Annotated in this window: 21 protein-coding genes and 1 tRNA gene; 18 read left to right on the forward strand and 4 right to left on the reverse strand. The window is 56.2% G+C overall.

Features of this window, described 5'->3' with window-relative positions; translation table 11 throughout:
• Positions 1-7 precede the first annotated feature (7 nt).
• Together ENH71_RS10780 and ENH71_RS10785 are read right to left on the reverse strand one after the other, a co-directional pair.
• Positions 8-1,420 (reverse strand): dicarboxylate/amino acid:cation symporter, encoded by a 1,413-nt coding sequence (locus tag ENH71_RS10780; protein WP_294132135.1) that lies wholly within the window; start codon positions 1,418-1,420, stop codon positions 8-10.
• A 285-nt stretch (positions 1,421-1,705) separates the two neighbouring features.
• Positions 1,706-1,792, reverse strand: a tRNA-Leu gene (locus ENH71_RS10785).
• A gap of 182 nt (positions 1,793-1,974) precedes the next feature.
• Here ENH71_RS10785 and ENH71_RS10790 point away from each other — a divergent pair.
• The 5 genes from ENH71_RS10790 to ENH71_RS10810 all read left to right on the forward strand — a co-directional run bounded on the left by ENH71_RS10790 (position 1,975) and on the right by ENH71_RS10810 (position 7,440).
• Positions 1,975-3,258 (forward strand): amidohydrolase, encoded by a 1,284-nt coding sequence (locus ENH71_RS10790; RefSeq protein ID WP_414704692.1) that lies wholly within the window; start codon positions 1,975-1,977, stop codon positions 3,256-3,258.
• A 97-nt stretch (positions 3,259-3,355) separates the two neighbouring features.
• Positions 3,356-4,414 (forward strand): tRNA preQ1(34) S-adenosylmethionine ribosyltransferase-isomerase QueA, encoded by a 1,059-nt coding sequence (gene queA / locus ENH71_RS10795; protein ID WP_294132130.1) that lies wholly within the window; start codon positions 3,356-3,358, stop codon positions 4,412-4,414.
• A gap of 66 nt (positions 4,415-4,480) precedes the next feature.
• Entirely contained in the window at positions 4,481-5,461 is a 981-nt protein-coding gene (locus ENH71_RS10800; protein WP_294132127.1) for a malate dehydrogenase, read from the forward strand.
• Between the two features lie 100 nt (positions 5,462-5,561).
• The gene (locus ENH71_RS10805) at positions 5,562-6,632 is read left to right on the forward strand and encodes a sensor histidine kinase (RefSeq protein ID WP_294132124.1); all 1,071 of its coding nucleotides are present in this window, start codon (positions 5,562-5,564) and stop codon (positions 6,630-6,632) included.
• A complete protein-coding gene (locus ENH71_RS10810; RefSeq protein ID WP_294132121.1) occupies positions 6,619-7,440 on the forward strand; it encodes a LytR/AlgR family response regulator transcription factor in 822 nt (273 codons plus the stop codon). Before ENH71_RS10805 ends, ENH71_RS10810 begins: the two co-directional genes overlap by 14 nt.
• 22 nt (positions 7,441-7,462) lie before the next feature.
• Here ENH71_RS10810 and ENH71_RS10815 read toward each other — a convergent pair whose 3' ends face one another.
• Positions 7,463-7,936 (reverse strand): Lrp/AsnC family transcriptional regulator, encoded by a 474-nt coding sequence (locus tag ENH71_RS10815; protein WP_294132118.1) that lies wholly within the window; start codon positions 7,934-7,936, stop codon positions 7,463-7,465.
• A gap of 453 nt (positions 7,937-8,389) precedes the next feature.
• Here ENH71_RS10815 and leuA point away from each other — a divergent pair, with 453 nt between their 5' ends.
• From leuA to ENH71_RS10840, 5 genes are all read left to right on the forward strand, one after another.
• Positions 8,390-10,075: a 2-isopropylmalate synthase gene (gene leuA, locus ENH71_RS10820; protein WP_294132115.1), complete on the forward strand. Its 1,686-nt coding sequence runs from the start codon at positions 8,390-8,392 to the stop codon at positions 10,073-10,075.
• 173 nt (positions 10,076-10,248) lie between these two features.
• Positions 10,249-10,854 (forward strand): RNA polymerase sigma factor, encoded by a 606-nt coding sequence (locus ENH71_RS10825; RefSeq protein ID WP_294132113.1) that lies wholly within the window; start codon positions 10,249-10,251, stop codon positions 10,852-10,854.
• Positions 10,832-11,485, forward strand: a complete 654-nt coding sequence (locus ENH71_RS10830) for an anti-sigma factor family protein (protein WP_294132111.1) — start codon at positions 10,832-10,834, stop codon at positions 11,483-11,485. Before ENH71_RS10825 ends, ENH71_RS10830 begins: the two co-directional genes overlap by 23 nt.
• 49 nt (positions 11,486-11,534) lie before the next feature.
• Positions 11,535-12,599: a hypothetical protein gene (locus tag ENH71_RS10835; protein WP_294132109.1), complete on the forward strand. Its 1,065-nt coding sequence runs from the start codon at positions 11,535-11,537 to the stop codon at positions 12,597-12,599.
• Between the two features lie 137 nt (positions 12,600-12,736).
• The gene (locus ENH71_RS10840; protein WP_294132106.1) at positions 12,737-13,123 is read left to right on the forward strand and encodes a TFIIB-type zinc ribbon-containing protein; all 387 of its coding nucleotides are present in this window, start codon (positions 12,737-12,739) and stop codon (positions 13,121-13,123) included.
• Here the strand turns inward: ENH71_RS10840 and ENH71_RS10845 are convergent.
• Positions 13,120-13,980: a PHP domain-containing protein gene (locus tag ENH71_RS10845; protein ID WP_294132105.1), complete on the reverse strand. Its 861-nt coding sequence runs from the start codon at positions 13,978-13,980 to the stop codon at positions 13,120-13,122. The genes ENH71_RS10840 and ENH71_RS10845 overlap by 4 nt on opposite strands.
• Positions 13,981-14,097: 117 nt before the next feature.
• Here ENH71_RS10845 and iscR point away from each other — a divergent pair, with 117 nt between their 5' ends.
• From iscR to ENH71_RS10885, 8 genes are all read left to right on the forward strand, one after another.
• On the forward strand, positions 14,098-14,559 hold the full coding sequence (gene iscR / locus ENH71_RS10850; RefSeq protein ID WP_294132104.1) for a Fe-S cluster assembly transcriptional regulator IscR: 462 nt from the start codon (positions 14,098-14,100) through the stop codon (positions 14,557-14,559).
• A gap of 1 nt (position 14,560) precedes the next feature.
• Positions 14,561-15,727, forward strand: coding sequence for an IscS subfamily cysteine desulfurase (locus tag ENH71_RS10855; RefSeq protein ID WP_294132101.1), 1,167 nt, complete (start codon positions 14,561-14,563; stop codon positions 15,725-15,727).
• Positions 15,728-15,875: 148 nt separating this feature from the next.
• Entirely contained in the window at positions 15,876-16,304 is a 429-nt protein-coding gene (gene ndk, locus ENH71_RS10860) for a nucleoside-diphosphate kinase (RefSeq protein ID WP_294132099.1), read from the forward strand.
• Positions 16,305-16,362: 58 nt separating this feature from the next.
• Positions 16,363-17,520, forward strand: coding sequence for a dual-specificity RNA methyltransferase RlmN (gene rlmN / locus ENH71_RS10865; RefSeq protein WP_294132097.1), 1,158 nt, complete (start codon positions 16,363-16,365; stop codon positions 17,518-17,520).
• 8 nt (positions 17,521-17,528) lie between these two features.
• Positions 17,529-18,425, forward strand: coding sequence for a RodZ domain-containing protein (locus ENH71_RS10870; RefSeq protein ID WP_294132094.1), 897 nt, complete (start codon positions 17,529-17,531; stop codon positions 18,423-18,425).
• 61 nt (positions 18,426-18,486) lie between these two features.
• A complete protein-coding gene (ispG, locus tag ENH71_RS10875) occupies positions 18,487-19,614 on the forward strand; it encodes a flavodoxin-dependent (E)-4-hydroxy-3-methylbut-2-enyl-diphosphate synthase (protein ID WP_294132092.1) in 1,128 nt (375 codons plus the stop codon).
• A gap of 35 nt (positions 19,615-19,649) precedes the next feature.
• Positions 19,650-20,948: a histidine--tRNA ligase gene (gene hisS, locus ENH71_RS10880; protein ID WP_294132090.1), complete on the forward strand. Its 1,299-nt coding sequence runs from the start codon at positions 19,650-19,652 to the stop codon at positions 20,946-20,948.
• Positions 20,949-21,065: 117 nt separating this feature from the next.
• Complete coding sequence (locus ENH71_RS10885) at positions 21,066-21,734, forward strand: YfgM family protein (RefSeq protein WP_294132089.1); 669 nt, start codon at positions 21,066-21,068, stop codon at positions 21,732-21,734.
• The last annotated feature ends 2 nt before the right edge of the window (positions 21,735-21,736 follow it).

Genomic DNA, 21,736 nt, shown 5'->3' on the forward strand with positions numbered 1-21,736 from the left:
CGATTGCCTATGATGTTGAAGGGGGCCCGGTTTTCTCCTGAAGATGTTGCTGTTCACGGACAGCCTGCTGCGCCAGTCTGTCTTCGGCATCACCCTTGCCGCCGACCCACTCCTCCATCAGACGACAGGTGACCAGGTCGCCGGTGACGTTGATTGCCGTGCGGCACATGTCCAGGATGCGGTCTACACCCATGATCAGCGCGATGCCGGCGGCAGGAATGCCAACTGACTCGAGCACCATTGCCAGGATGACAATACCGACCCCGGGGGTAGCCGGCGACCCGATTGATGCGCCAACCGCTATGGCCACTACCAGGGCCATGCTGGCCATGCTCAGGTCAATGCCGTAAACCTGCGCCAGGAACATCGTGGCCACTGCCTGGTACAACGCGGTGCCGTTCATATTGATGGTGGCGCCCAGCGGGATAACGAACTGGGAAATGGATGGCCGTACATGCAATCTATCCTCGGCCGTGCGGATGGACAAGGGCATGACGGCCGCTGAACTGGACGTGGAGAACGCCAGCAATAGCACATCGCGGGCGTCGCGCAGGAATCCCAATGGCCGAACACCGGAGAAAACCCGCAGCAACAGCAGGTAGACCAGCAGCAACAGCATCAGCCCGATAATCACGGTGGCGACATAGAAGGCCATGCCCCCCAGCGCAGCAACGCCGAGGGTTGTGGTGAGCTGGGCCATCAGCCCAAACACGGCATAGGGTGCCAGACGCATCGCCCATCGCACGACCGTCATGCAAATCTGCTGCAGAGAGTCGAGCAGGTCCAGCATCGGACGGGCCGCAGCGGGCACCATGGTCACCAGCGCAATGCCGACAATGATTGAGAAAATCACCACCTGCAACATTTGCCCTTCGACCATGGCATCCAGGGGATTGCCCGGCAACAACCCGATCACTGCACTGGGGAATTCGGTCAAACTGGGAATCGTGGCGGATGTTACCTCGGGTTGCTCCAGGTTAGCGCCCGGTTGCTGTCCCTGCAGCAGGCGGCCGGGTTTGAGCAAGTCGCCGAGCCACAGGCCGATAATTGCCGCCATGGCCGTGGTAACGGCAAAGAACAGACTTACCCGGACGCCCAGCTTGCGCAGCTGTTCCAGATTTTCGCTGGCCGCCAGACCGCGGATCACCGAGGCGATGACCAGCGGGATCACAATCATCTGTATGGTGGCCAGAAACAATTGACCCGGAAAGGCCAGCCAGCTGCCGATCATCGAGCCGGTGGCAGGTTCTACCAGGCCCATCGAAGGTCCCAGCAGTGCGCCGATGCACAGGCCGAGAAACATGCCAATTAATACCTTCAACCACAGGCGGTCCTTTACCAGGCCGGTGAGGTAATCCCCCAGGTAGCGAAGGGAGCGTAAATGCAGTGAGCGGAGGGCACTGTCTGGGGTGGAGGGCATACTTTTCACTCTATCAGAACGGCCCTTGTGACAGAAGCCAGGGTTTTAATCAGAGATGTTCAAGTATTGCATTTAATACGGGCCACGGGTTTGATTATGATCAAATCGGGAATCGGCTCGCTATCACTGTCAGCGATAGGCTTTGCAAGATGGGGTCGAAGGGTCGAGCTTTATGGTACCGGAGGCCGGACTTGAACCGGCACGCTATCTCTAGCACCGCTGATTTTATGAAACAGGTGAATCCGGCGTGTTATTTTCGTAATGGGGTCGAAGGGTCGAGCTTTATGGTACCGGAGGCCGGACTTGAACCGGCACGCTATCACTAGCACCGGATTTTGAATCCGGCGTGTCTACCAATTTCACCACTCCGGCAGGAAGTGCGCTATTGCAGAAGGGCGCCATTATAACAACATTGCGACGGCTGGCAACGGGGCTGGTGTGATAATCCCTTTGATTGCTGGATTTAGCTGTCGCCGTTGGGCTATCCTGATTTTAATCGTCAGATAACACCGCAATTTTCCGCTAACGGAACAAGGATCTATGCCATGAAAAAGATGCTACTGCTCGGTGCCGCCACTTTGCTGTTGACTCAGGTTGTTGCAGTCCAGGCTCAGCCAGCGTTGCCCGACGCCGTGCAAAACCGGGTTGACAGTGTCATGCCACAGGTAGTGGAGTGGCGGCGTGATTTTCATCAGCACCCGGAACTGGGCAACCGGGAGTTCCGTACCTCCGGCATTATCGCGGAGCATCTCGAAGCGTTGGGTATGGAAGTAAAGACAGGTATCGCTCATACCGGTGTCGTCGGAATTCTGCGTGGTGGCCAGCCGGGACCGGTGGTTGCATTACGGGCCGATATGGATGCCCTGCCAGTGGAGGAGCAGGTGGATCTGCCGTTTGCTTCGCAGGTGCGCACGCAGTACAACGGCCAGGACGTCGGGGTCATGCATGCCTGTGGTCACGACAATCACATGGCTATTCTGATGGGGGCTGCCAGCGTGCTGGCAGGCATGAAGGACGAGCTGACGGGTACCGTCATGTTTATCTTCCAGCCAGCCGAGGAGGGTGCACCTGCCGGAGAGGAAGGTGGCGCCGAGCTGATGCTGGCGGAAGGCATTTTTGCTGACCTGCGACCCGATGCCGTATTTGGTCTGCATGTCTGGCCCATTCCGGCAGGTGTGATTGCGGTGCGCGAAGGCGGCACCATGGCATCAAGCGACTCCTTCACTATCAGGGTGCAGGGGCAGCAGACGCACGGTGCGGCGCCCTGGGCCGGTATCGACCCGATCGTGGTCGCGTCGCAGATTGTCATGGGCCTGCAGACCATCCCCAGTCGGCAGCTCAATGCCACGACCACCCCCTCCATTGTCACCGTGGGTGCCATCAACGGTGGTCTGCGCAGTAATATCATCCCCGACTCAGTGGAAATGATTGGCACTTTGCGTACCTTTGATGCCGAAACGCGAACCCAGATCCACGAACGGGTGACACGCACCGCAGAGCAGATTGCGGCCAGTGCCGGCGCCACTGCCGAGGTGGATATCAGTCTGGGTTATCCGGTGACGGCCAATGACCCCGGGTTGACCCGCGCCATGCAACCGACCTTGCAGCGTGTGGTCGGAGACAGGCTGATCGAGTCGCCGTTGATTACCGGCGCTGAGGACTTCTCCTACTATGCCAATGAAGTGCCGGGCATGTTTTTCTTTCTTGGTATCGCGGCTGATGATCCGGACATGGTGTACCCCAATCACTCACCGTACTTCTATGCCGACGAGCGCGCATTGCCGGTGGGTGTGCAGGCGATGACGGCACTGGCGCTGGATTTTTTATCGTCGCAGTAGAGGGTCGGCGTGCGGGTAGCAACGCCGGCGAACGCGTCTTGCCAGTGAATGGTTGTGCTTGGCAACAGGCGGGCTTTCGGGCAAACTTGCCCGCCTTATGAAACTATCCGATTTTGATTATGAGCTGCCCGAACAGCTGATTGCGCATTATCCACTGGCCGAGCGCAGCAGCAGCCGATTGCTGTGCCTGGATCGCAGCAGTGGTTCGGTTGAACACCACAGATTCCACGATATCGTGAAGATGATTACGTCCCGTGATCTGCTGGTATTCAATGATACGCAGGTATTACCGGCAAGGCTGCTTGGCCAGCGCAAGGACACCGGCGGTGCTGTTGAGGTTCTGATTGAGCGCCTGTTGCCCGGCAATGAAGCTATCGCGCATGTCAGGGCCAGCAATGCCCGCCAGTCAGGGTTGCGACTGGTGCTCAGCTCTGCTCAGGGTGACCATACCCTGGAAGCTGAGATACTGGGCCGAAAAGGCAGGTTCTTCCGATTGCGTTTCTTTTGCGAGGAGCCTTTGGTCGATGCACTCGATAAAGTCGGCCACATGCCACTACCCACCTATATCAAACGCGATGACGAGAGTCTGGATCAAAGCCGTTATCAAACCGTGTACGCCAGGCATCCCGGAGCCGTAGCAGCGCCGACAGCCGGATTGCATTTTGATGATGCGTTGCTGGACGCGCTGAGGGCAAAATCGGTTGAGATGGCGTTTGTTACCCTGCATGTCGGGTCCGGCACATTTCAACCGGTGCGGGTAGATGATGTGCAGGATCACAAGATGCACAGCGAATGGATCAGTGTGCCGGCCGAGGTTTGTGCGCGGGTGAACGCCTGCCATGAGCGTGGTGGACGCGTCATAGCGGTGGGAACAACATCGGTACGAAGTCTCGAGTCTGCTGCCATGAAAGGCTTTGAAGGCAATGCCGGGACTGAACTTCAGCCCTATGAAGGCGAAACCGACATCTTCATTTACCCGGGATATCAATTCCGGGTGGTCGATGCCATGGTCACCAATTTTCATTTGCCGCGTTCGACATTGATGATGCTGATCAGTGCCTTTGCCGGGCGTGAACAGGTCATGGCCGCTTACCAGCAAGCCATTGAACAGGAGTATCGCTTCTTCAGCTACGGCGATGCCATGTTTATCCGGTAGTGGTATACTCTGGGCCCTCAATTCTCCACCCATTAACACTAACTTAGACTTTATAAGGGTTTTATCATGGCAAAAGCACCCGTACGCGTCGCTGTCACCGGGGCAGCAGGGCAAATCAGTTATTCTTTGTTGTTCAGAATCGCATCAGGTGAAATGCTGGGTAAAGACCAGCCGGTTATCCTGCAATTGCTGGAAATCACACCGGCCCTGGAAGCGCTGAAAGGCGTCGTCATGGAGCTGGAAGACTGTGCCTTCCCACTGGTACAGGGCATTGTGCAGAGCGATGACCCCAATGTAGCATTCAAGGATGCCGACTACTGTCTGCTGGTGGGTGCGCGTCCCCGCGGTCCCGGCATGGAGCGCAAGGATCTGCTGGCCGCTAACGCGGCAATCTTCTCAGTGCAGGGCAAAGCCATCAATGACCACGCCAGCCGTGACGTTAAAGTGCTGGTGGTTGGTAATCCGGCCAACACCAATGCCCTGATTGCCTACCGCAATGCCCCGGATCTGAAGCCAGGTCAGTTCACAGCGATGACCCGTCTGGATCATAATCGCGCGATTGCGCAATTGGCGGAGAAAACCGGCAAACACAGCACTGATGTGGATGGCATGATCATCTGGGGCAACCACTCTGCCACTCAGTACCCTGACGTTCACCACACCTCGGTCGCTGGCAAAAAAGCCACGGACCTGGTCGATCAGGCATGGCTGACAGACACCTTTATCCCCAATGTTCAGCAGCGTGGCGCTGCCATTATCAAGGCCCGTGGCCTGTCCAGCGCGGCATCAGCGGCCAACGCTGCGATTGAGCACATGCGCGACTGGGCTCTGGGCACCAACGGCAAAACCGTCAGCATGGGTATCCACAGCGACGGCAGCTACGGCATTGCCAAAGGCCTGATTTATTCGTTCCCGGTCACCTGCGAGAATGGTCAGTACACCATCGTTCAGGGGCTGGAAATCAACGACTTCAGTCGTAACCTGATGACCAAGACCGAAAAAGAGCTGGACGAAGAGCGGGACGGCGTGGCGCACTTGCTGCCGTAACCGGGTGCCTGTTAAAAGGGGACGGAGGGGTTATTTTTTAATGCCTCCGTCCCTTTTAGCTTTTTAATATCTTCAATCTCTACCGGCAGACAACGATGCTATGAGCATTCGCACGCAGACCTTGCGCAGAGAGATACAATTCTGGTTGTTCCAGCTTCTGGGTTGGGGTACATGGGTTGTGATGTTGGTGCTGCGTGATCTGACGTTTGTGCCCGCCGAGTATATGATCGAGCGTATCGGTGTATTCCTGCTCGACGCCGTCATCGGTATGGTTCTGACCACCGGACTGCGCTATCTCTACCGCGCCGTGTGGGAACAGATGGTGTTTTTACGTATTGTTGCCGTGGTCATGGGGTGCTGGGTTGCCTCCCAGACCTGGCGGCCATTGAAAGTACTGATCACCGACTCTGAATTCGGTGCCAGTGTGGATCTGACCGGCTACGGCTGGGTGAGCTTCACCAGCATGGTGCCGATCTCCATGTCGATATTGTTGATCTGGAGTGTATTGTACTTCTGTATCAAGTATTACCAGTTATTCCAGCACGAGAAAGAAAAGAGCTTGCGTTCAGAGGCACTGGCGCATGAGGCGCAGCTTCGCATGCTGCGTTACCAGCTCAATCCCCACTTTCTGTTCAATACGCTTAATGCGATATCGACACTGATACTGGTCAAGTCCACGGATCAGGCCAATAATATGGTCACCCGCCTGAGTAAATTTCTGCGTTATTCGCTGGAACATGATCCATTGGACAAGGTGGATCTGGGGCATGAGCTGGGTTCGCTGAATCTGTATCTCGATATTGAAAAGGTCAGGTTCGAAGAGCGTTTGTGTATCACGGTTGACCTGGCCCCTGACTCAGAAAAGGCATTGGTGCCGAGCATGATTCTGCAACCGTTAGTGGAGAACTCGATAAAACACGCTATCGCACGCAGCGAAGAGGGCGGTACTATCTGGATCAATGCCCGCAGGTGCGAAGACAATCAACTTTGTATTACAGTGGCCGATGACGGCCCGGGTTCTGTCAGTCACCCGACGTCGATAGGCGTAGGTTTGAAAAATATTCGGGACCGGCTGCAGGAAATTTACGGAGATGCCCATCAATTGGTGCTGTCAGAGCGGGAGCCCAAGGGTTTTCAGGTCATGGTGATGATTCCTTATGAAACTAGATGATTCAGTGAAAACAATTCGTGCCATTGTCGTTGATGACGAAGCGCTGGCCCGTCAGGGACTGTCGTTGCGCTTGAAGGAGTTGGGCAATGTCGAGGTGCTGCAGGAGTGTCAGAACGGGCGCGAAGCTCTGGAGGCCATCGCCGAGTTGACACCTGATCTTGTGTTCCTGGATATCCAGATGCCGGGAATGACGGGTTTTGAAGTGGTTGAAAGGCTGCAGCAGGACAATATGCCTCTGGTCATTTTTGTCACCGCCTACGATGAATACGCGGTCAATGCATTCGAGATTCATGCGGTAGATTATCTGTTGAAACCGATAGAGCTTGATCGACTGGAAGCAGCTGTTATCAAAGCACGTCAGCGCCTGCAAAGTGATCGGGGCGAAGATGAGAAAAAGTTGCTGCTCGATATAGTCATCAGTCTGACCGGAAAGTCCGCGCAGGCGGTAGCAGAACTGTTGCGCAGTGGTGAGAATCCGGTCAAAACCTGCGAGAAACTGGCTATCAAGGACGGCGCATCGACCACGTTTGTGCCCATTCGGGACATCGACTGGATTGACGCTGCCGGTGATTACATGTGCGTGCATGCCAAAGGTGATACTCATATCATGCGCACCACCATGAAAGAGCTGGAGTCGCAACTTGATTCCACACTGTTTCAGCGGGTGCACAGATCCACTATCGTCAATCTGGACCGGGTAGAGAAGGTGTCGTCACATATCAACGGTGAATTTCACCTGACACTGAGCTGCGGCGCATCGCTGAAAATGAGCCGCTCCTATAAAGACAAGGTGAAGCACTTTTTTTAGCGGGTAAACCCCTCCGTCCCCTTTACGGCAAATGATGTAAAGGCAGTGCTGTGGTATCAAGCACTTTGCGCAGGATAAAACTGGAGTGAACGTCGGCAACGCCTTCGATTCGGGTCAGCGTGTTCAGCAGAAACTCCTGATAATCGTCCATGTCGGGCACAATGACCTTGAGTTGATAGTCAGCGGACTGACCGGTGATCAGCAGGCATTCGGTGACTTCCGGGTGTTTGCGGATTTCAGCTTCAAAACGCTCGAAGCGATCCGGTGTGTGCCGATCCATGCTTACCTGTACCAGCGCGCTGAGCTTCAGGCCCAACTGTGCAGGATTAAGCACTATCACCTGGCCCTCGATCAGCCCCTCGTCCTGCATACGCTTTACGCGTCTGGCACAGGGTGTGGCAGACAGCCCTACGCACTCGGCCAGTTCGGCGTTGGTGATACTGCCATCGCGTTGTAGTTCGCGCAGAATACGTCGGTCGAGCTTGTCCAGTTCCATGTCATATCTCGGCTAAATGGCCTATATTGGTTTTAAACACTAATTAAGATAGCATAATTGAAGTAATGCGCCAAAATATACCGTATTATTCGCAAATAATGAGTAGAATCACTACGGCGATTTCCCTATTCTATGCATCAACCTGATGGCCCCGGCAGACCGCCCCGAATTGCGGGTCAGGTCAGCCAGAAAGCGGTCCCGGGCCATGACCGAGCGTCATTGCACCACCTGGCAAACATGAGCAATCTGGACACGGTTACCACCATTTGGCCAGTCTTCAGGCAGCCGCTTACCCAGCGGATTTGACCGGAGCTGCCACCCTGACGCCACAAACGACGGGGAATCCGGAAAGCTCACATGGCAGCGTAGTCAATTTGATAAAGATAAAGCCAGTTTTAGCGAGAAATAGACAGTCCGGGTAACAATACCCGGTTCAAGACAGAGGGTGACAGCATGTCCGAGCACAACCGTTTCAACCATCAAAAATACGTTCCGTTTGCGCCGGTGGCGCTGACCGATCGCACCTGGCCGGACCAGATAATCCGGGTCGCGCCCCGGTGGTGCAGTGTCGATCTGCGTGATGGCAATCAGGCGTTGATTGAGCCCATGTCTGTCAGCCAGAAAAAACAGATGTTTGATCTGTTGCTTGAGGTCGGCTTCAAGGAAATCGAAGTGGGATTCCCGGCTGCATCGCAGCCCGATTTTGACTTTGTGCGCTATCTGATCGAGGAGGACCGGATTCCTGATGATGTCACGATCCAGGTTCTTACCCAGGCGCGTCCCGAATTGATCGCCCGCACCTACGAGTCACTCAAGGGCGCCAAGCGCGCCATTGTGCACGTCTATAATTCCACATCTGTGGTGCAGCGCGAGAAAGTATTTAAAACCGACAAGCAGGGCATCATCGATATCGCGGTTGCCGGGGCGCGCGTTGTGAAAGAGCTTGCAGAAAAAGCACCGGAAACCGATTGGCACTTCCAGTACTCCCCGGAAAGTTTCACGGGCACCGAAGTCGATTTTGCGGTTGACGTGTGTAATGCCGTTATTGACGTCTGGCAACCGACCGCCGACAAGAAAGTTATCATCAATCTGCCGGCTACCGTCGAGATGTCCACACCCAATGTGTTTGCTGATCAGGTTGAATACTTCTGCCGCAAGGTAAACCGGCGTGACGCTGTTGTGGTCAGTCTGCATACTCACAACGACCGCGGTTGTGCTGTCGCGGCGGCGGAGTTGGCGGTGATGGCCGGTGCCGACCGGGTTGAGGGCACATTGCTGGGTAATGGCGAACGTACCGGTAACATGGATATCGTGGTCATGGCGATGAACATGTATAGCCAGGGCATCGACCCGATGCTGGATTTCAGCGACATGGACAAGATTGTGACTGTGGTCAAGGCCTGTACTCAGATTGATGTGCATCCGCGACAGCCGTACTCCGGTGATCTGGTATTTACCGCATTTTCCGGCAGTCACCAGGATGCCATCAAGAAGTGCCTGGACATATATCAAGAGGGCAGCACCTGGGAAATCGCCTATTTGCCCATTGATCCACGCGACCTTGGACGTACCTATCAGGATGTGATTCGGGTTAACAGCCAGTCCGGCAAAGGTGGTGTTGCGTATGTGCTGCAGAGCAAGTTCGGCTTTAATTTGCCACGCTGGTTACAGATTGATTTCAGTCGCGTGATTCAAAGGGAAGCTGAGACGACCGGTCAGGAAATTGCAGCAGACAAGATCTGGACCCTGTTCAAGGCGACTTACCTGAATGACCAGCAATCAGTAACACTGGACAGCTTCAATTTCTCCAAATCCGGTGAGCGCGAAACGTTCAAGGCGAGCATGCAGTGTTTTGAACAGACACTGGATATCAGCGGTGAGGGTGACGGCGTTATGGACGCGTTTGTCGAGGCCATCAAAGAGGCAACTGATATTGATTTCGAGATCATGGAGTATGGTGAGCACGCTCTGGGCCAGGGGGCCGATGCAGAAGCGGTCACCTACATTCAGCTGAAGAATGGTCTGCAACGTTATACCGGTGTTGCGATCAGCCGCGATATCGTAAGTTCGTCGCTGAACGCATTGCTGCGCGCGGCCAGTCAGTTGATAGAGGAGTCCAGGCGGCGCAACGCGGCCTGATGATGTTCTCCTCTGTCTGCGCAGGATGATCCCGGCCGGGGTTATCCTGCGCAATGCTGTTTATCCTCGCCGCCCAGGTGGCAATACTCCCCCGATTCCTTTTCTGTGTGATCGCAGGCAAACTCTGGTGCTGAAACTTTTTTGCCCGCGGCTGCGACATAGATAACAAGATCATGGAACCTGACAACGAATTGATAGCAAATGCCCTGAACGGATCTCTGCATGCCTGGGAGACGCTTGTGCGCCGCTATGAGGGTCGCGTCTACAATTACAGTTTGCGTCTGACCGGCAATCGCGATGATGCTCTGGACCTGATGCAGGATGTTTTTCTGGGTGTCTACCGTAACCTGTCACGGTTTCGCGGAGAATCGCAGTTTATTAGCTGGCTGTTTCGTATTGCGCATAACAAAGCGGTCGATCTTGCCCGGCGTCGTCACGCCAATCCGGTCAAAGGGCAGGCGCTGCCGGAGGACCCGGATGCGTGGCCGGAGTCGCAATCTTCAGGCTCGCAATGGCCAGGTTCGCAAACATCGGATTCGGGGCCGCAGGAGTTGGCAATGGCCATTGAGTCCAATGTGGCCATACATCGTCTTCTGCAAGCGTTGAGCCCGGAGCAGCGTTTGATACTGGAGTTGAAGGTATTCCAGGGCATGACCTTTGACGAAATCGCGATGATGCAGGAGATTTCTGCCAATACCGCAAAAACACGTTTTTATGCAGCTCTGAAAAAACTCAGGGCCTTGATGGAGGGACATCATGAGTTGTCACCGAACCGCTGATATAGTTGCCGATTATTTTGATGCCCGGTTATCGCCGCCGGCGCGACTGGCCGTGCAGCAACATGTATCGACGTGTACCGACTGCCGCGCGGAGGTTGCGGCGCTGGCGCCAGCGCACGAACTGTTGTTGTCCTGGCAACAGCAACCGGTTCCGGAGTGGGATCGCAGTCACGGTCCGGCAGCGCATCAGCCACGACAACCGTTGGTCAGGCGCCGGCCCCGGCCGACCTGGGGCCATGTGGGTCGTTGGCTGCCACTGGCCGCATCACTGGTGTTGTCGGTGGCCGTGCTGACCCAGACCCGGCTGGATGTATCGGCGCAGGGCTGGCAACTCAGCTTCGGCACTTCGGCAGCAGAGCGCCAGTTGCAGCAACTGGATGGTTACCTCGCGGAGCAAGCCAGAGTGCAGCAGCAGGAAAACCAGCAAATGCTGGAAGCGGCATTGCAGCAGTTTGGCGACAACACCGCCGACACGCTGGTGCAGATGGCGGACTGGTTTGAGCAGCAGCGCGCGCTGGATATTCAGCGCATGGAGGCCGGATTTCAGCAAATGCTGGACAGAGATTACCAGACCGTCAATTCCGTGCAGCAGCTAGCCAGTTATGTGCAATATCAGGGCGATTTGCCGTGACGACGAGAGCGCTGGCCATACAAACGCAGCCATTTTTTGAGGGCGACATATGAATAAGCAAGCCATGCACAAGTGGTCCGGTGCGGTCGCGCTGGCAGCGGCCCTGAGTCTGCCGGCGGTGACAGCAACTGCACAAAACCTGACTGCTGAGCAGTTGGGCGAAATGCGTCGCAGTATTGACGTCTTCAGTGGTGTCATGCGCGAGAGCCTGGGTTTTAACGAGCGCCGCGGTGTGTTCAGCCCCCGGGCCGGCGATGTTCAGGGGCATTACCTTGCCGGGCAAGGCATAGTGCTGGAGTTGACAACCCCGTTGCAGGGTTTTCGCAGCACGACCAGTATGCACTCACTTAACAGCGCTCTGGAGGAGTTGTCGTCGCAGCTGGGCAATTTGATGGCCAGCGGTGTGGTCTCCCGACCCGATTTTGAGGCCATGCGTGACAACATGGCAATGTCTCTGCGTAGCGACGAAATCGCAGCTTTCTATCGCGAACAGATGCAGCAGCTGTCGGCACTGTTTGATATGCCTGCCATTGAACAGGCGTTGTCAGCGGCTGCTGCCTCCGCCCATAACCTGCGTAATATGGGAGCAATGGACTCTGCCAGCCTGGAGCAAATGAATCAGCAGTTGCAGGATTTGCGAGTGCAGCTTGCGCAGCGTCTGAGTGAAACCGAAGCCCTGCGTCAGGAAATCCGGGACCGTGCCATGCAGGTCGATGCCTTGCCCAGCGCAGAGATTCAGGCAAACTGGCAGCGGACGCGCGAGCAGCTTGAAGTGCAGGTTGCTGCGCTACGGGAGCAGGTTGCCGGGCAGGCGCAGGCCTTGCGAGCGCGCAATGAGGCACTGGAAGCGGAGCGCCTGGCGCAATGGCAACAGGACGTAGCCGGGCTGGAAGATCAGGTCTTTGTTGTCTTGTGTGACTACGCGTCCGGGTTGCGTGCTCTGCCTGCTGATGAACATCTGACATTGATGATGACCGGGCTCGGTAGTCAGGCGGCAGAGGGGCGCCAGCCCGACCGGATACATGTATTCAATAAGTCAGATCTGCTCGCTTGCCAACGGGGTGACCTGGACCCTGAGGACATGCGCAGCCGGGCGGTCAGTTATGATTTCTGATTTTTGATCTGGGCCTGTTACAGCGGGAATTTATCTTATAGAATGCCCTGAGTAGGTCAGGCATGTTAAAACAAAAAAGCTAAAGCATTCAGCGCGTGACTCTCGCACGCATGCAGCGGCGCCGTAAGGAGAATAAGATGGAATGCCCAAAATGTAATGCCAAGATGATAGAGCGGTCAGTCGAAACGCTCCACGGCTCAGTTGCGATTGATCAATGCAGCAGTTGCCAGGGGCTATGGTTCGACAATGGCGAAGCCGAGCAGCTCAAGTCATCCTGGATGTCAGACTTTCTCGACAGCGGAGACCCGCGTATTGGTAAAACCTACAACCGGGTTCGCGATATACAGTGCCCGCGCTGCAGCAAGGCGATGCTGAAGGTGAATGATTCACGTCAGCCGCATCTGGAATATGAGGCCTGTCCTGATCATGGCATGTTCATGGATGCCGGTGAGTTTACCGATTACAAACATGAAACCCTGATGGATATATTCAAGGGGCTGGTCGCGACGATGAAGCGCCGTTAAGCAGACGACTGCTGCTGGTCGGTTACTGGCCAGCGTGGGTGCAGCCACAGTGCCCGGTCTTCACAATGGGCAGGTAATTTTCTGACCCTGCCCAGATCCATCCAGGTCGTGTGCGGTGTGTGGAAGTCGGAACCGACCGACGCCCACATGTCCAGCTCACAGCACAGGTCAGCCAGGTTGTTCATTTTGTCCGGATGCAGATTGGAATAACTGACTTCCAGCGCGTCACCGCCCGCCTCAGTAAACTCTGTTAACAGCCGCCGCAGCTTGATCCTGTTGAGCTTGTATCGATCCGGGTGCGCTACCACCGCAATGCCGCTTGCCGCCTTGATGGCCGTGACCGCTTCGCTGATGCTGCACCACTCGGCCTGACTGTGGTAACGGCCACGTTTGCCCAGATGCTTGCTGAAAGCCTGCTGCTTATTTCTGGCATGGCCACGGTCGATCAGGAAGTCAGCGACGTGGTTGCGACTGATCGCTTCGCACGGCAGGTCCGCCAGGTAGTCACTCAAGCCTGTGACGCCGGCCTTCTCCAGCTTGAGTCCGATATCCATGGCCCGCTTGCGGCGCTTGTCCTGCTGGCGCAGCAATAGCTGGTTCAAAGGCTCATCCGCAATGTCGATGAACAGCCCGACAATATGTATTTCCCGGTTGTCCCACAGGGTTGAAAGCTCGACGCCGGGAATGAGTTGCATGCCGGTCGGAACGTCCTGCGCAGTGATGGCACGGTGCGCCGCCACGCTGTCATGATCAGTGATGGCAAGCTGTCTGATGCCAAGCTCAGCGGCACGGCTCATCAACTCATGCGGGCTCAGCAGGCCGTCTGAGAACCAGGTGTGGGAATGAAGATCTATCATGGCGCGTAGTCTAACACGCCGGGCGATGATAGGCGGTGTCAGTCATGGCTAATAGTTGATTAAAATACTGTGGTATTCCATAATCCCACAAACTTACCTAATTCCGGCAGATAATTCATGCGTTTGACAACCAAAGGTCGCTACGCTGTCACCGCCATGCTGGATCTGGCTATCCATGGTGATCCGGAGCCGGTGACACTGTCCGATATTTCGCTGCGCCAGGACATTTCCCTGTCCTATCTGGAGCAGCTTTTCGCGCGCCTGCGTCGCCACGGCCTGGTGCACAGCGTGCGCGGACCCGGCGGTGGCTACCGGCTGGGCCGCGATACCTCGGCGATCGCCATCGTCGACATCATAGACGCGGTGGACGAATCAGTGGATGCCACCAAGTGCCAAGGGCAGGGGAATTGCCAGCAAGGCGAAATCTGCCTGACCCACCATCTGTGGGAAGACCTGAGCGCCCAAATCAACAGTTTTTTGCGCGGCATCTCGCTCGCCGACCTGATGCAGCGACATGAGGTGAAGTCTGTGGCTCATAGCCAGGACGAGCGACGAGAGCTGGTAGTCCGCGGGGGGTAGTATGCAGTTACCGGTTTATCTTGATTATGCCGCCACCACGCCGGTCGACCCGTTGGTCGCCGACGCCATGGCGAAGTGTCTGACGCTGGATGGCCAGTTCGGCAATCCGGCGTCGCGTTCGCATCTGTATGGCTGGCAGGCTGAGGAGCTGGTGGAAAATGCCCGGCGCGACGTGGCTGATCTGATCAACTGCGATCCACGCGAGATTGTCTGGACATCGGGTGCCACCGAAGCAGACAACCTCGCCATCAAGGGTGTAGCCGGGTTCCACGCCACAAAGGGGCGTCACATCATCAGCTCCCGCGTTGAACACAAAGCCGTGCTGGACAGCTGTCACTTTCTGGAGCAGAAGGGGTTCGAGATTACCTACCTTACTCCCGAGGCTGACGGTTCCATTGCGCCCGCCAGGGTTGCTGAGGCTATCCGGGATGACACCATTCTGGTGACTCTGATGCACGTCAATAATGAGACCGGCAGTGTCAATGATCTGGCTGCCATAGGCGCGATAACGCGTGAGCACAATGTGTTATTGCATGTTGATGCTGCCCAGAGCGCCGGCAAGTTGCCTATTGATCTGGCCGAACTGCCGGTGGACTTGATGTCGTTATCAGCACACAAGGTATACGGTCCAAAAGGGGTGGGCGCTCTGTTTGTCCGGCGTGACCCGCGTGTCGAGCTGACGGCGCAGATTCATGGCGGCGGGCATGAACGCGGCATGCGTTCGGGCACGCTGCCGACTCATCAGTTGGTGGGTATGGGGCAGGCATTCCGCCTGGCCAGGGCGCAAATGTCTGAGGAGTACCAGCGTTTGCTGGTTTTGCGCGAGCAGCTTCTCGCCGGGCTGGCCGGCGTATCGGGCTGGCAACTGCATGGGCAGTCCGGCGGTGGCGTGCCGGGCATCGTTAATCTGGGGTTTGCTGGTGTTGATGGCGAATCCCTGCTGCTGGCGCTGCGTCAGATTGCGGTATCTTCGGGTTCTGCCTGTATGTCGGCAACGCTGGAGCCGTCCTATGTACTCAAAGCCATGGGGGTTGATGAAGATATGGCGCAAAGCGCTCTGCGCATCTCTTTTGGTCGCTTCAGCACCCGTCAGGACATTGATACGGCGCTGGAAAACCTGATCCGGACATTGCAGCACTTGCGTCAGCCGGCGCGTGCACAAGCCTAAAAGCCCCTAACGTGCCCGATATCGAAGGTTAATTGCAGCAACTGTGGCTTAATCGCGCATCGTTACAGTGCACTGCTGTAGAATTACCTGCCCATAAGCCAGTATAATGCGCGCCTTTTACACCAGTAACAGGCTGTGGAGCGAAACAATGGCTAAAGAACGAACATTATCTATAATCAAACCCGATGCTGTCGGCAAAAATGTGATCGGTGAGATCTACTCCCGCTTCGAAAAAGCCGGCCTGAGCATCGTAGCTGCCAAAATGGTGCAGTTGACTGACGAATCGGCAGGCGGCTTTTACGCAGAGCACAAAGAGCGTGGTTTTTTCAAAGACCTGATTGCGTTTATGACTTCGGGCCCGGTGATGGTGCAGGTACTGGAAGGTGAAGGTGCGGTAGCGAAAAACCGTGAGCTGATGGGTGCCACCAATCCGGCTGACGCTGCTGCCGGTACCATTCGTGCCGATTTTGCCGTGTCCATTGACGCCAACGCGGTGCATGGTTCCGATTCCGGGGAGTCTGCTGCACGAGAAATCGCCTACTTCTTCAAAAACGAAGAAATCTGTCCGCGCGGCTGAACGCAGCGCCGGGACATGACCGGGATCAATCTGATCCGGGTCGACCAGGAGTGACGTTATGAGTGAAACGGTTGATAAAATCAATTTACTGGGAATGAGCCTGCCCAAGTTGCAGGCTTACTTTCAGTCTATGGATGAAAAACCGTTTCGCGCCGTGCAGGTGATGAAGTGGATTCACCAGCGCGGCGTCACCGATTTCGCTGCCATGACCGATGTCAGTAAAAGTCTGCGCGACAAGCTACAGGCAGGCGCCGAAATCAGGTTGCCGAATATTGTCGACGAACACCTGGCCAGTGACGGCTGTTACAAATGGATTGTTGAAGTGGCCAGTGGCAGTCGGGTGGAAACTGTGTTCATTCCCGAAGCGACCCGCGGCACCTTGTGTATTTCCTCGCAAGCCGGTTGTACGTTGGACTGCAGCTTCTGCGCCACCGGCAAGCAGGGCTTCAACAGCAATCTGACCACCGCCGAAATTATTGGCCAGTTGTGGTGGGCCAACCACCGGCTGGGTGGATTCGCGACCGCCAAACGTGGCGAAGGCAAGATGAATCGAATGGTCAGTAATATTGTCATGATGGGCATGGGTGAGCCCCTGCTGAATTTTGACAATGTCATGGACGGGCTGAGCCTGATGATGGAAGACAACGCTTATGGTCTGTCCAAGCGTCGGGTTACGATCAGCACCGCAGGTGTGGTGCCAGCCATCAACCGGCTTAAAGACTTCACCGATGCGTCGCTGGCAATTTCCCTGCACGCGCCCAACGATGAGTTACGTAACCAGATTGTGCCGGTCAATCGCAAATACCCTATTCAAATGCTGCTCAACAGCGTGTCTGATTACATGGCCAGTCTGCCGGACAAGCGCGTACCGATCATCGAGTACACGCTGATAGCGGGCGTCAACGACCATCGTCAGCATGCCCGTGAACTGGCTGCATTGTTGCAGACGTTTCCCTGCAAGATAAACCTGATTCCGTTCAACCCCTTTGCGCAGTCTGATTATCGACGCCCAAGCAATTCATCGGTGTCCAACTTCCGGCAGATTCTGCACGAAGCCGGCTATACGGTAACCGTACGCACGACCCGCGGTGATGATATTGGTGCGGCCTGCGGACAGCTGGTAGGCGAGGTGGCCGATCAGACCCGGCGCAGTGAACGTTATCGCCGGGCTGCGGTCGAAAGCAGTGACATTATTGTCCGCCAGACCGGGTCCTAGAGAACGATATGAGCGAGGAGCACAACACTGCCAACGATGAGACTGTAGCCGGACAACCGGCAGACGATGCTGAGGCGGTGGCCGACAATGTGCGCACCACGCCCGGTAGTCTGTTGTTGGCGCAGCGGGAAGCGCTGGAGCTGTCCCTGCAGCATGTTGCCGATGAGCTGAACCTCACCATGCATTACGTGCGGGCGCTGGAGTCAGATAGTTATGACAAGCTGCCGGGTGATGTTTTTGTCAAAGGTTATATCCGCTCCTATGCCAGGCTGCTGGGACTTGATCCCGGGCAGATGCTGGAAATATATGGTGAATTCACCACGCATAAACTGGCGCGCAAGGAAGAGGCCATCAAGCGTTATGCCCGCCGCCGTATGGACAAGAACCGTCCGTGGATTATTTTTTCCGGTATTGCGTTCGTTGTGGTGGCCATTCTGCTCTGGTTGCTAAGCACCGGCGATGACACCGACACCGCTAGCGCAGCCGCGGATCGAGACAGCGTTGAAGCGACCGGCAACATCGACGGCGGCAACATAGATGCCATCCCCGTGTTTGACGCGGCGTCCCAGGCCGACAGCAGTGCCGATGCGCCTGTGGTTGCCCCGGACACGGCAACAGCAGCAGAGGACCTGGCCGGTCAGACAACGCTGACCTGGCCGGGTAACGACCGCTTGCAGCTTAGCTTTGTGCAGGGCAGTTCGGTTGACGTCGAGCACCGCGGTGGCCCTCAAAGCCATCGGGAAGCGTACCTGGCCGGCGAGCAACTGCTGATTCAGGGAACTGCACCATTTTCCATCGTGCTGGACAACGCGCCGGGTGTGACTTTAAGTTTTAATGGTCGCGAGGCCGATTTCAGCAGTAATATCAAAGCAGATAATTCGGTGCGACTGAATATCGGTCTGTAAATGAAATGCCATTGAAACCTGTTTTGAAACCAGAAATTGAAACCAGTGTTGTGAGCTCACTATGTTGAAATCATCACCGATTAATCGCCGCCAGTCGCGCCGCATCATGGTCGGCAACGTCCCCGTTGGTGGGGGTGCGCCGATTTCAGTGCAGAGCATGACCAACACCGAAACCTGTGATGTTGAAGCCACGGTTGCGCAGATACAGCGGCTCACTGATGTGGGCGCAGATATTGTGCGGGTTTCGGTGCCGTCCATGGAGGCCGCGGAAGCGTTCCGGGCCATTCGTCAGCGTGTCAGCGTGCCACTGGTGGCCGATATCCATTTTGACTACAAGATTGCGCTCAAGGTTGCTGAATACGGCGTTGACTGTTTGCGCATCAATCCCGGTAACATCGGCAGCGAAAAACGCATCCGGGCCGTCATCGATGCTGCACGTGACAAGGGCATCCCTTTGCGCATTGGCGTCAACGCCGGGTCCCTGGGCAAGGTGCTGTTGCGTAAATACCCGGAGCCTTGTGCCGAGGCCATGGTGGAATCAGCGCTGACGCAGATTGATATTCTGGACAAACTCGATTTTCAGGACTTCAAGATCAGTCTGAAAGCCTCCGAAATCTTCATGACCCTGAAGGCCTACCGGCAGTTGGCTGGGCAGATTGACCAGCCTTTGCACCTGGGCATTACCGAAGCCGGTGGCTTGCGTTCGGGCACGGTCAAGTCAGCCGTCGGTCTGGGTGCTTTGCTGATGGATGGCATTGGCGACACTATCCGGATTTCGCTGGCAGCCGATCCGGTGGAAGAGATTCGCGTTGGCTTTGATATTCTGAAAAGTCTGGGGCTACGCAGCAAGGGCGTTAACCTGGTCGCCTGTCCCAGCTGCTCGCGGCAGAACTTTGATGTGATTTCAGTCGTCAACGAACTTGAGGCGCGCCTGGAAGATGTTATTACCCCGGTCGATGTGGCAGTGATCGGTTGCATCGTTAATGGTCCGGGCGAAGCCAAAGTGGCCGAAATAGGCCTGACCGGCGCCTCTCCGCACAATCTGGCCTACGTCCATGGCAAGCCGCATCATAAGATCGACAACGCCCGGCTGGTCGACGAGCTGGAAGCCATGGTACGGGCGCGGGTCGCAGAGAAACTGAAGGCAGAAGCCGAACAGGCTCCGGGCGGGATTATCGCGCGCGGTTAACGCTTTAAAAAGTTAGTTATGAGTACAACACGGATATGAGCAAAATACAGGCAATCCGCGGAATGAACGATATTCTTCCGGCGGAAACCCCCACCTGGCAATATATAGAGCAGGTCACACAAGGATTGGTGCAGTCTTACGGTTATCGCGAAATTCGTTTTCCGGTGCTGGAGCAATCCCAGCTTTTCAAGCGCTCTATTGGTGAAGTCACCGATATTGTAGAAAAAGAAATGTACAGCTTTGCCGACCGCAATGGCGATGAGCTCAGCCTGCGCCCGGAAGGCACCGCCGGCTGCGTGCGCGCTGCCGAGCAGCATGGCCTGCTCTATAACCAGCAGCAACGCCTGTGGTATCGCGGCCCCATGTTCCGTCACGAACGTCCGCAGAAAGGTCGCTACCGACAGTTTCATCAGGTTGGTATTGAAAGCTTTGGCATGGCGGGTCCGGATATTGACGCTGAAATCATTCTGATTTCTGCTGCATTGTGGCGTGCACTGGGACTGAGCCAGAGTGTGCGGCTGGAAATCAACAACATCGGCACCGCCGCCGATCGCAAGGCCTTCGGTGCAGCGCTGATGACATTCCTGCAGCAGCATGAAGCAGACCTGGATGACGACAGCCGTCGTCGCCTGCTCAGCAATCCGCTGCGAGTGCTGGACAGTAAAGTGCCGGCAACCCAGGCGCTGTTGGTCGATGCGCCATCGTTGAGCGAGTTTGTCAGCCCGGACACAACGGCACACTATGACACGCTGAAGCAGCTGCTGCGTGCCAACCAGGTAGAGTTTGTCGAGAACCCGCGCCTGGTGCGTGGCCTGGACTACTACAACAACATGGTGTTTGAGTGGATTACCGATGAGCTGGGCGCGCAGGGCACGGTCTGTGCCGGTGGTCGGTATGATTCGCTGGTTGCACAATTGGGTGGGCGTGGTACGCCTGCCGTCGGCCTGGCATTTGGCATGGAGCGACTGGTGTTGTTGATGGAGGCTGCCGGTCGATTGCCTGAGTCGGTCAATCAGGTGCTGGACGTAACGGTATTGGCATCCGATGGCGTGGATACAGAACAGATGCTGACGCTGGCGGAGCAGTTACGCGCCAGTCTGCCCGGTGTACGCATCATGACTCTGTGCGGTGGCGGTAAATTCAACAGTCAGCTCAAGAAAGCATATAATAGTGGCGCCCGGGTTGCGGTGATTGTTGATCCTGCGCCGGGGACGGACGAACAGACCGTCCGGCTGCGTCATCTGGATGACGAGGGCCGCACCGAGTCGATTGCCGTGTCAGGCATTGTCGGCGCACTTACCCGGGTGTTGGAGACGGTGCCGGCAACGGCCTGACTTGACACGGATCGGGCAGTGCGACACGATGCCTGCCTGCTGTGAATCAGACATAATGGCAAGTTCTGCGCTGGCGCAGAACCCACAACGATCAGTAAATTCAGACAGGAGCTGTTTGTGGCTTTAAGTACGGAAGAAGAAGAAAGTTTAGAGTCGCTCAAACGTTGGTGGCGCGAAAGTGGCCGCTCGATTGCCATTGGTATCGCGGCCGTCGCGCTGGTCTATTTCGGCTGGCAGGCCTGGCAGGGTAGCCAGACACGCTCGGCGGCAGCAGCATCGGCAGTTTATGATCAGCTGTCGCAGTTGATGGTAACCCAGCCCGGGGAAACGGTACCTGAAACTGACCGTGAACCGGCGCAGGCGTTGGTGGCAACGCTCAAGTCTGAGCATGCAGGCAGTGTTTACGCGCTCTATGGCGCCCTGTTTGGTGCCCGTCTCGCAGTTGAGGCAGATGACCTGGCGATGGCTGAGCAGGAATTGCAGTGGCTGCTGGATAACACCCGCAACGGTTTTTTTGCTAGCACCGATGAGACGCTGGTCAGACTGGCGCGTTTGCGTCTGGGCCGGGTCCTGCTGGCAAATGACGAGCCGGACCGCGCATTGAGTGTGGTCAGCGGAGTTGAAGCCTCGGCCCTGGCGGCAGAGTTCGACGAGCTGCGCGGAGATATCTATCTGGCGCAGGGAAGTCGCGAGCAGGCGCTGGCCGCTTATGAATCTGCCATGGCTGCTGCCGCAGGTAACCCGGTTCTGCAAATGAAACTCACTGAGCTGCAAGGCAGCCTCTGACA

The sequence above is a fragment of the Pseudohongiella sp. genome (assembly GCF_011050365.1).
In the GTDB taxonomy this organism is placed as follows: domain Bacteria; phylum Pseudomonadota; class Gammaproteobacteria; order Pseudomonadales; family Pseudohongiellaceae; genus Pseudohongiella.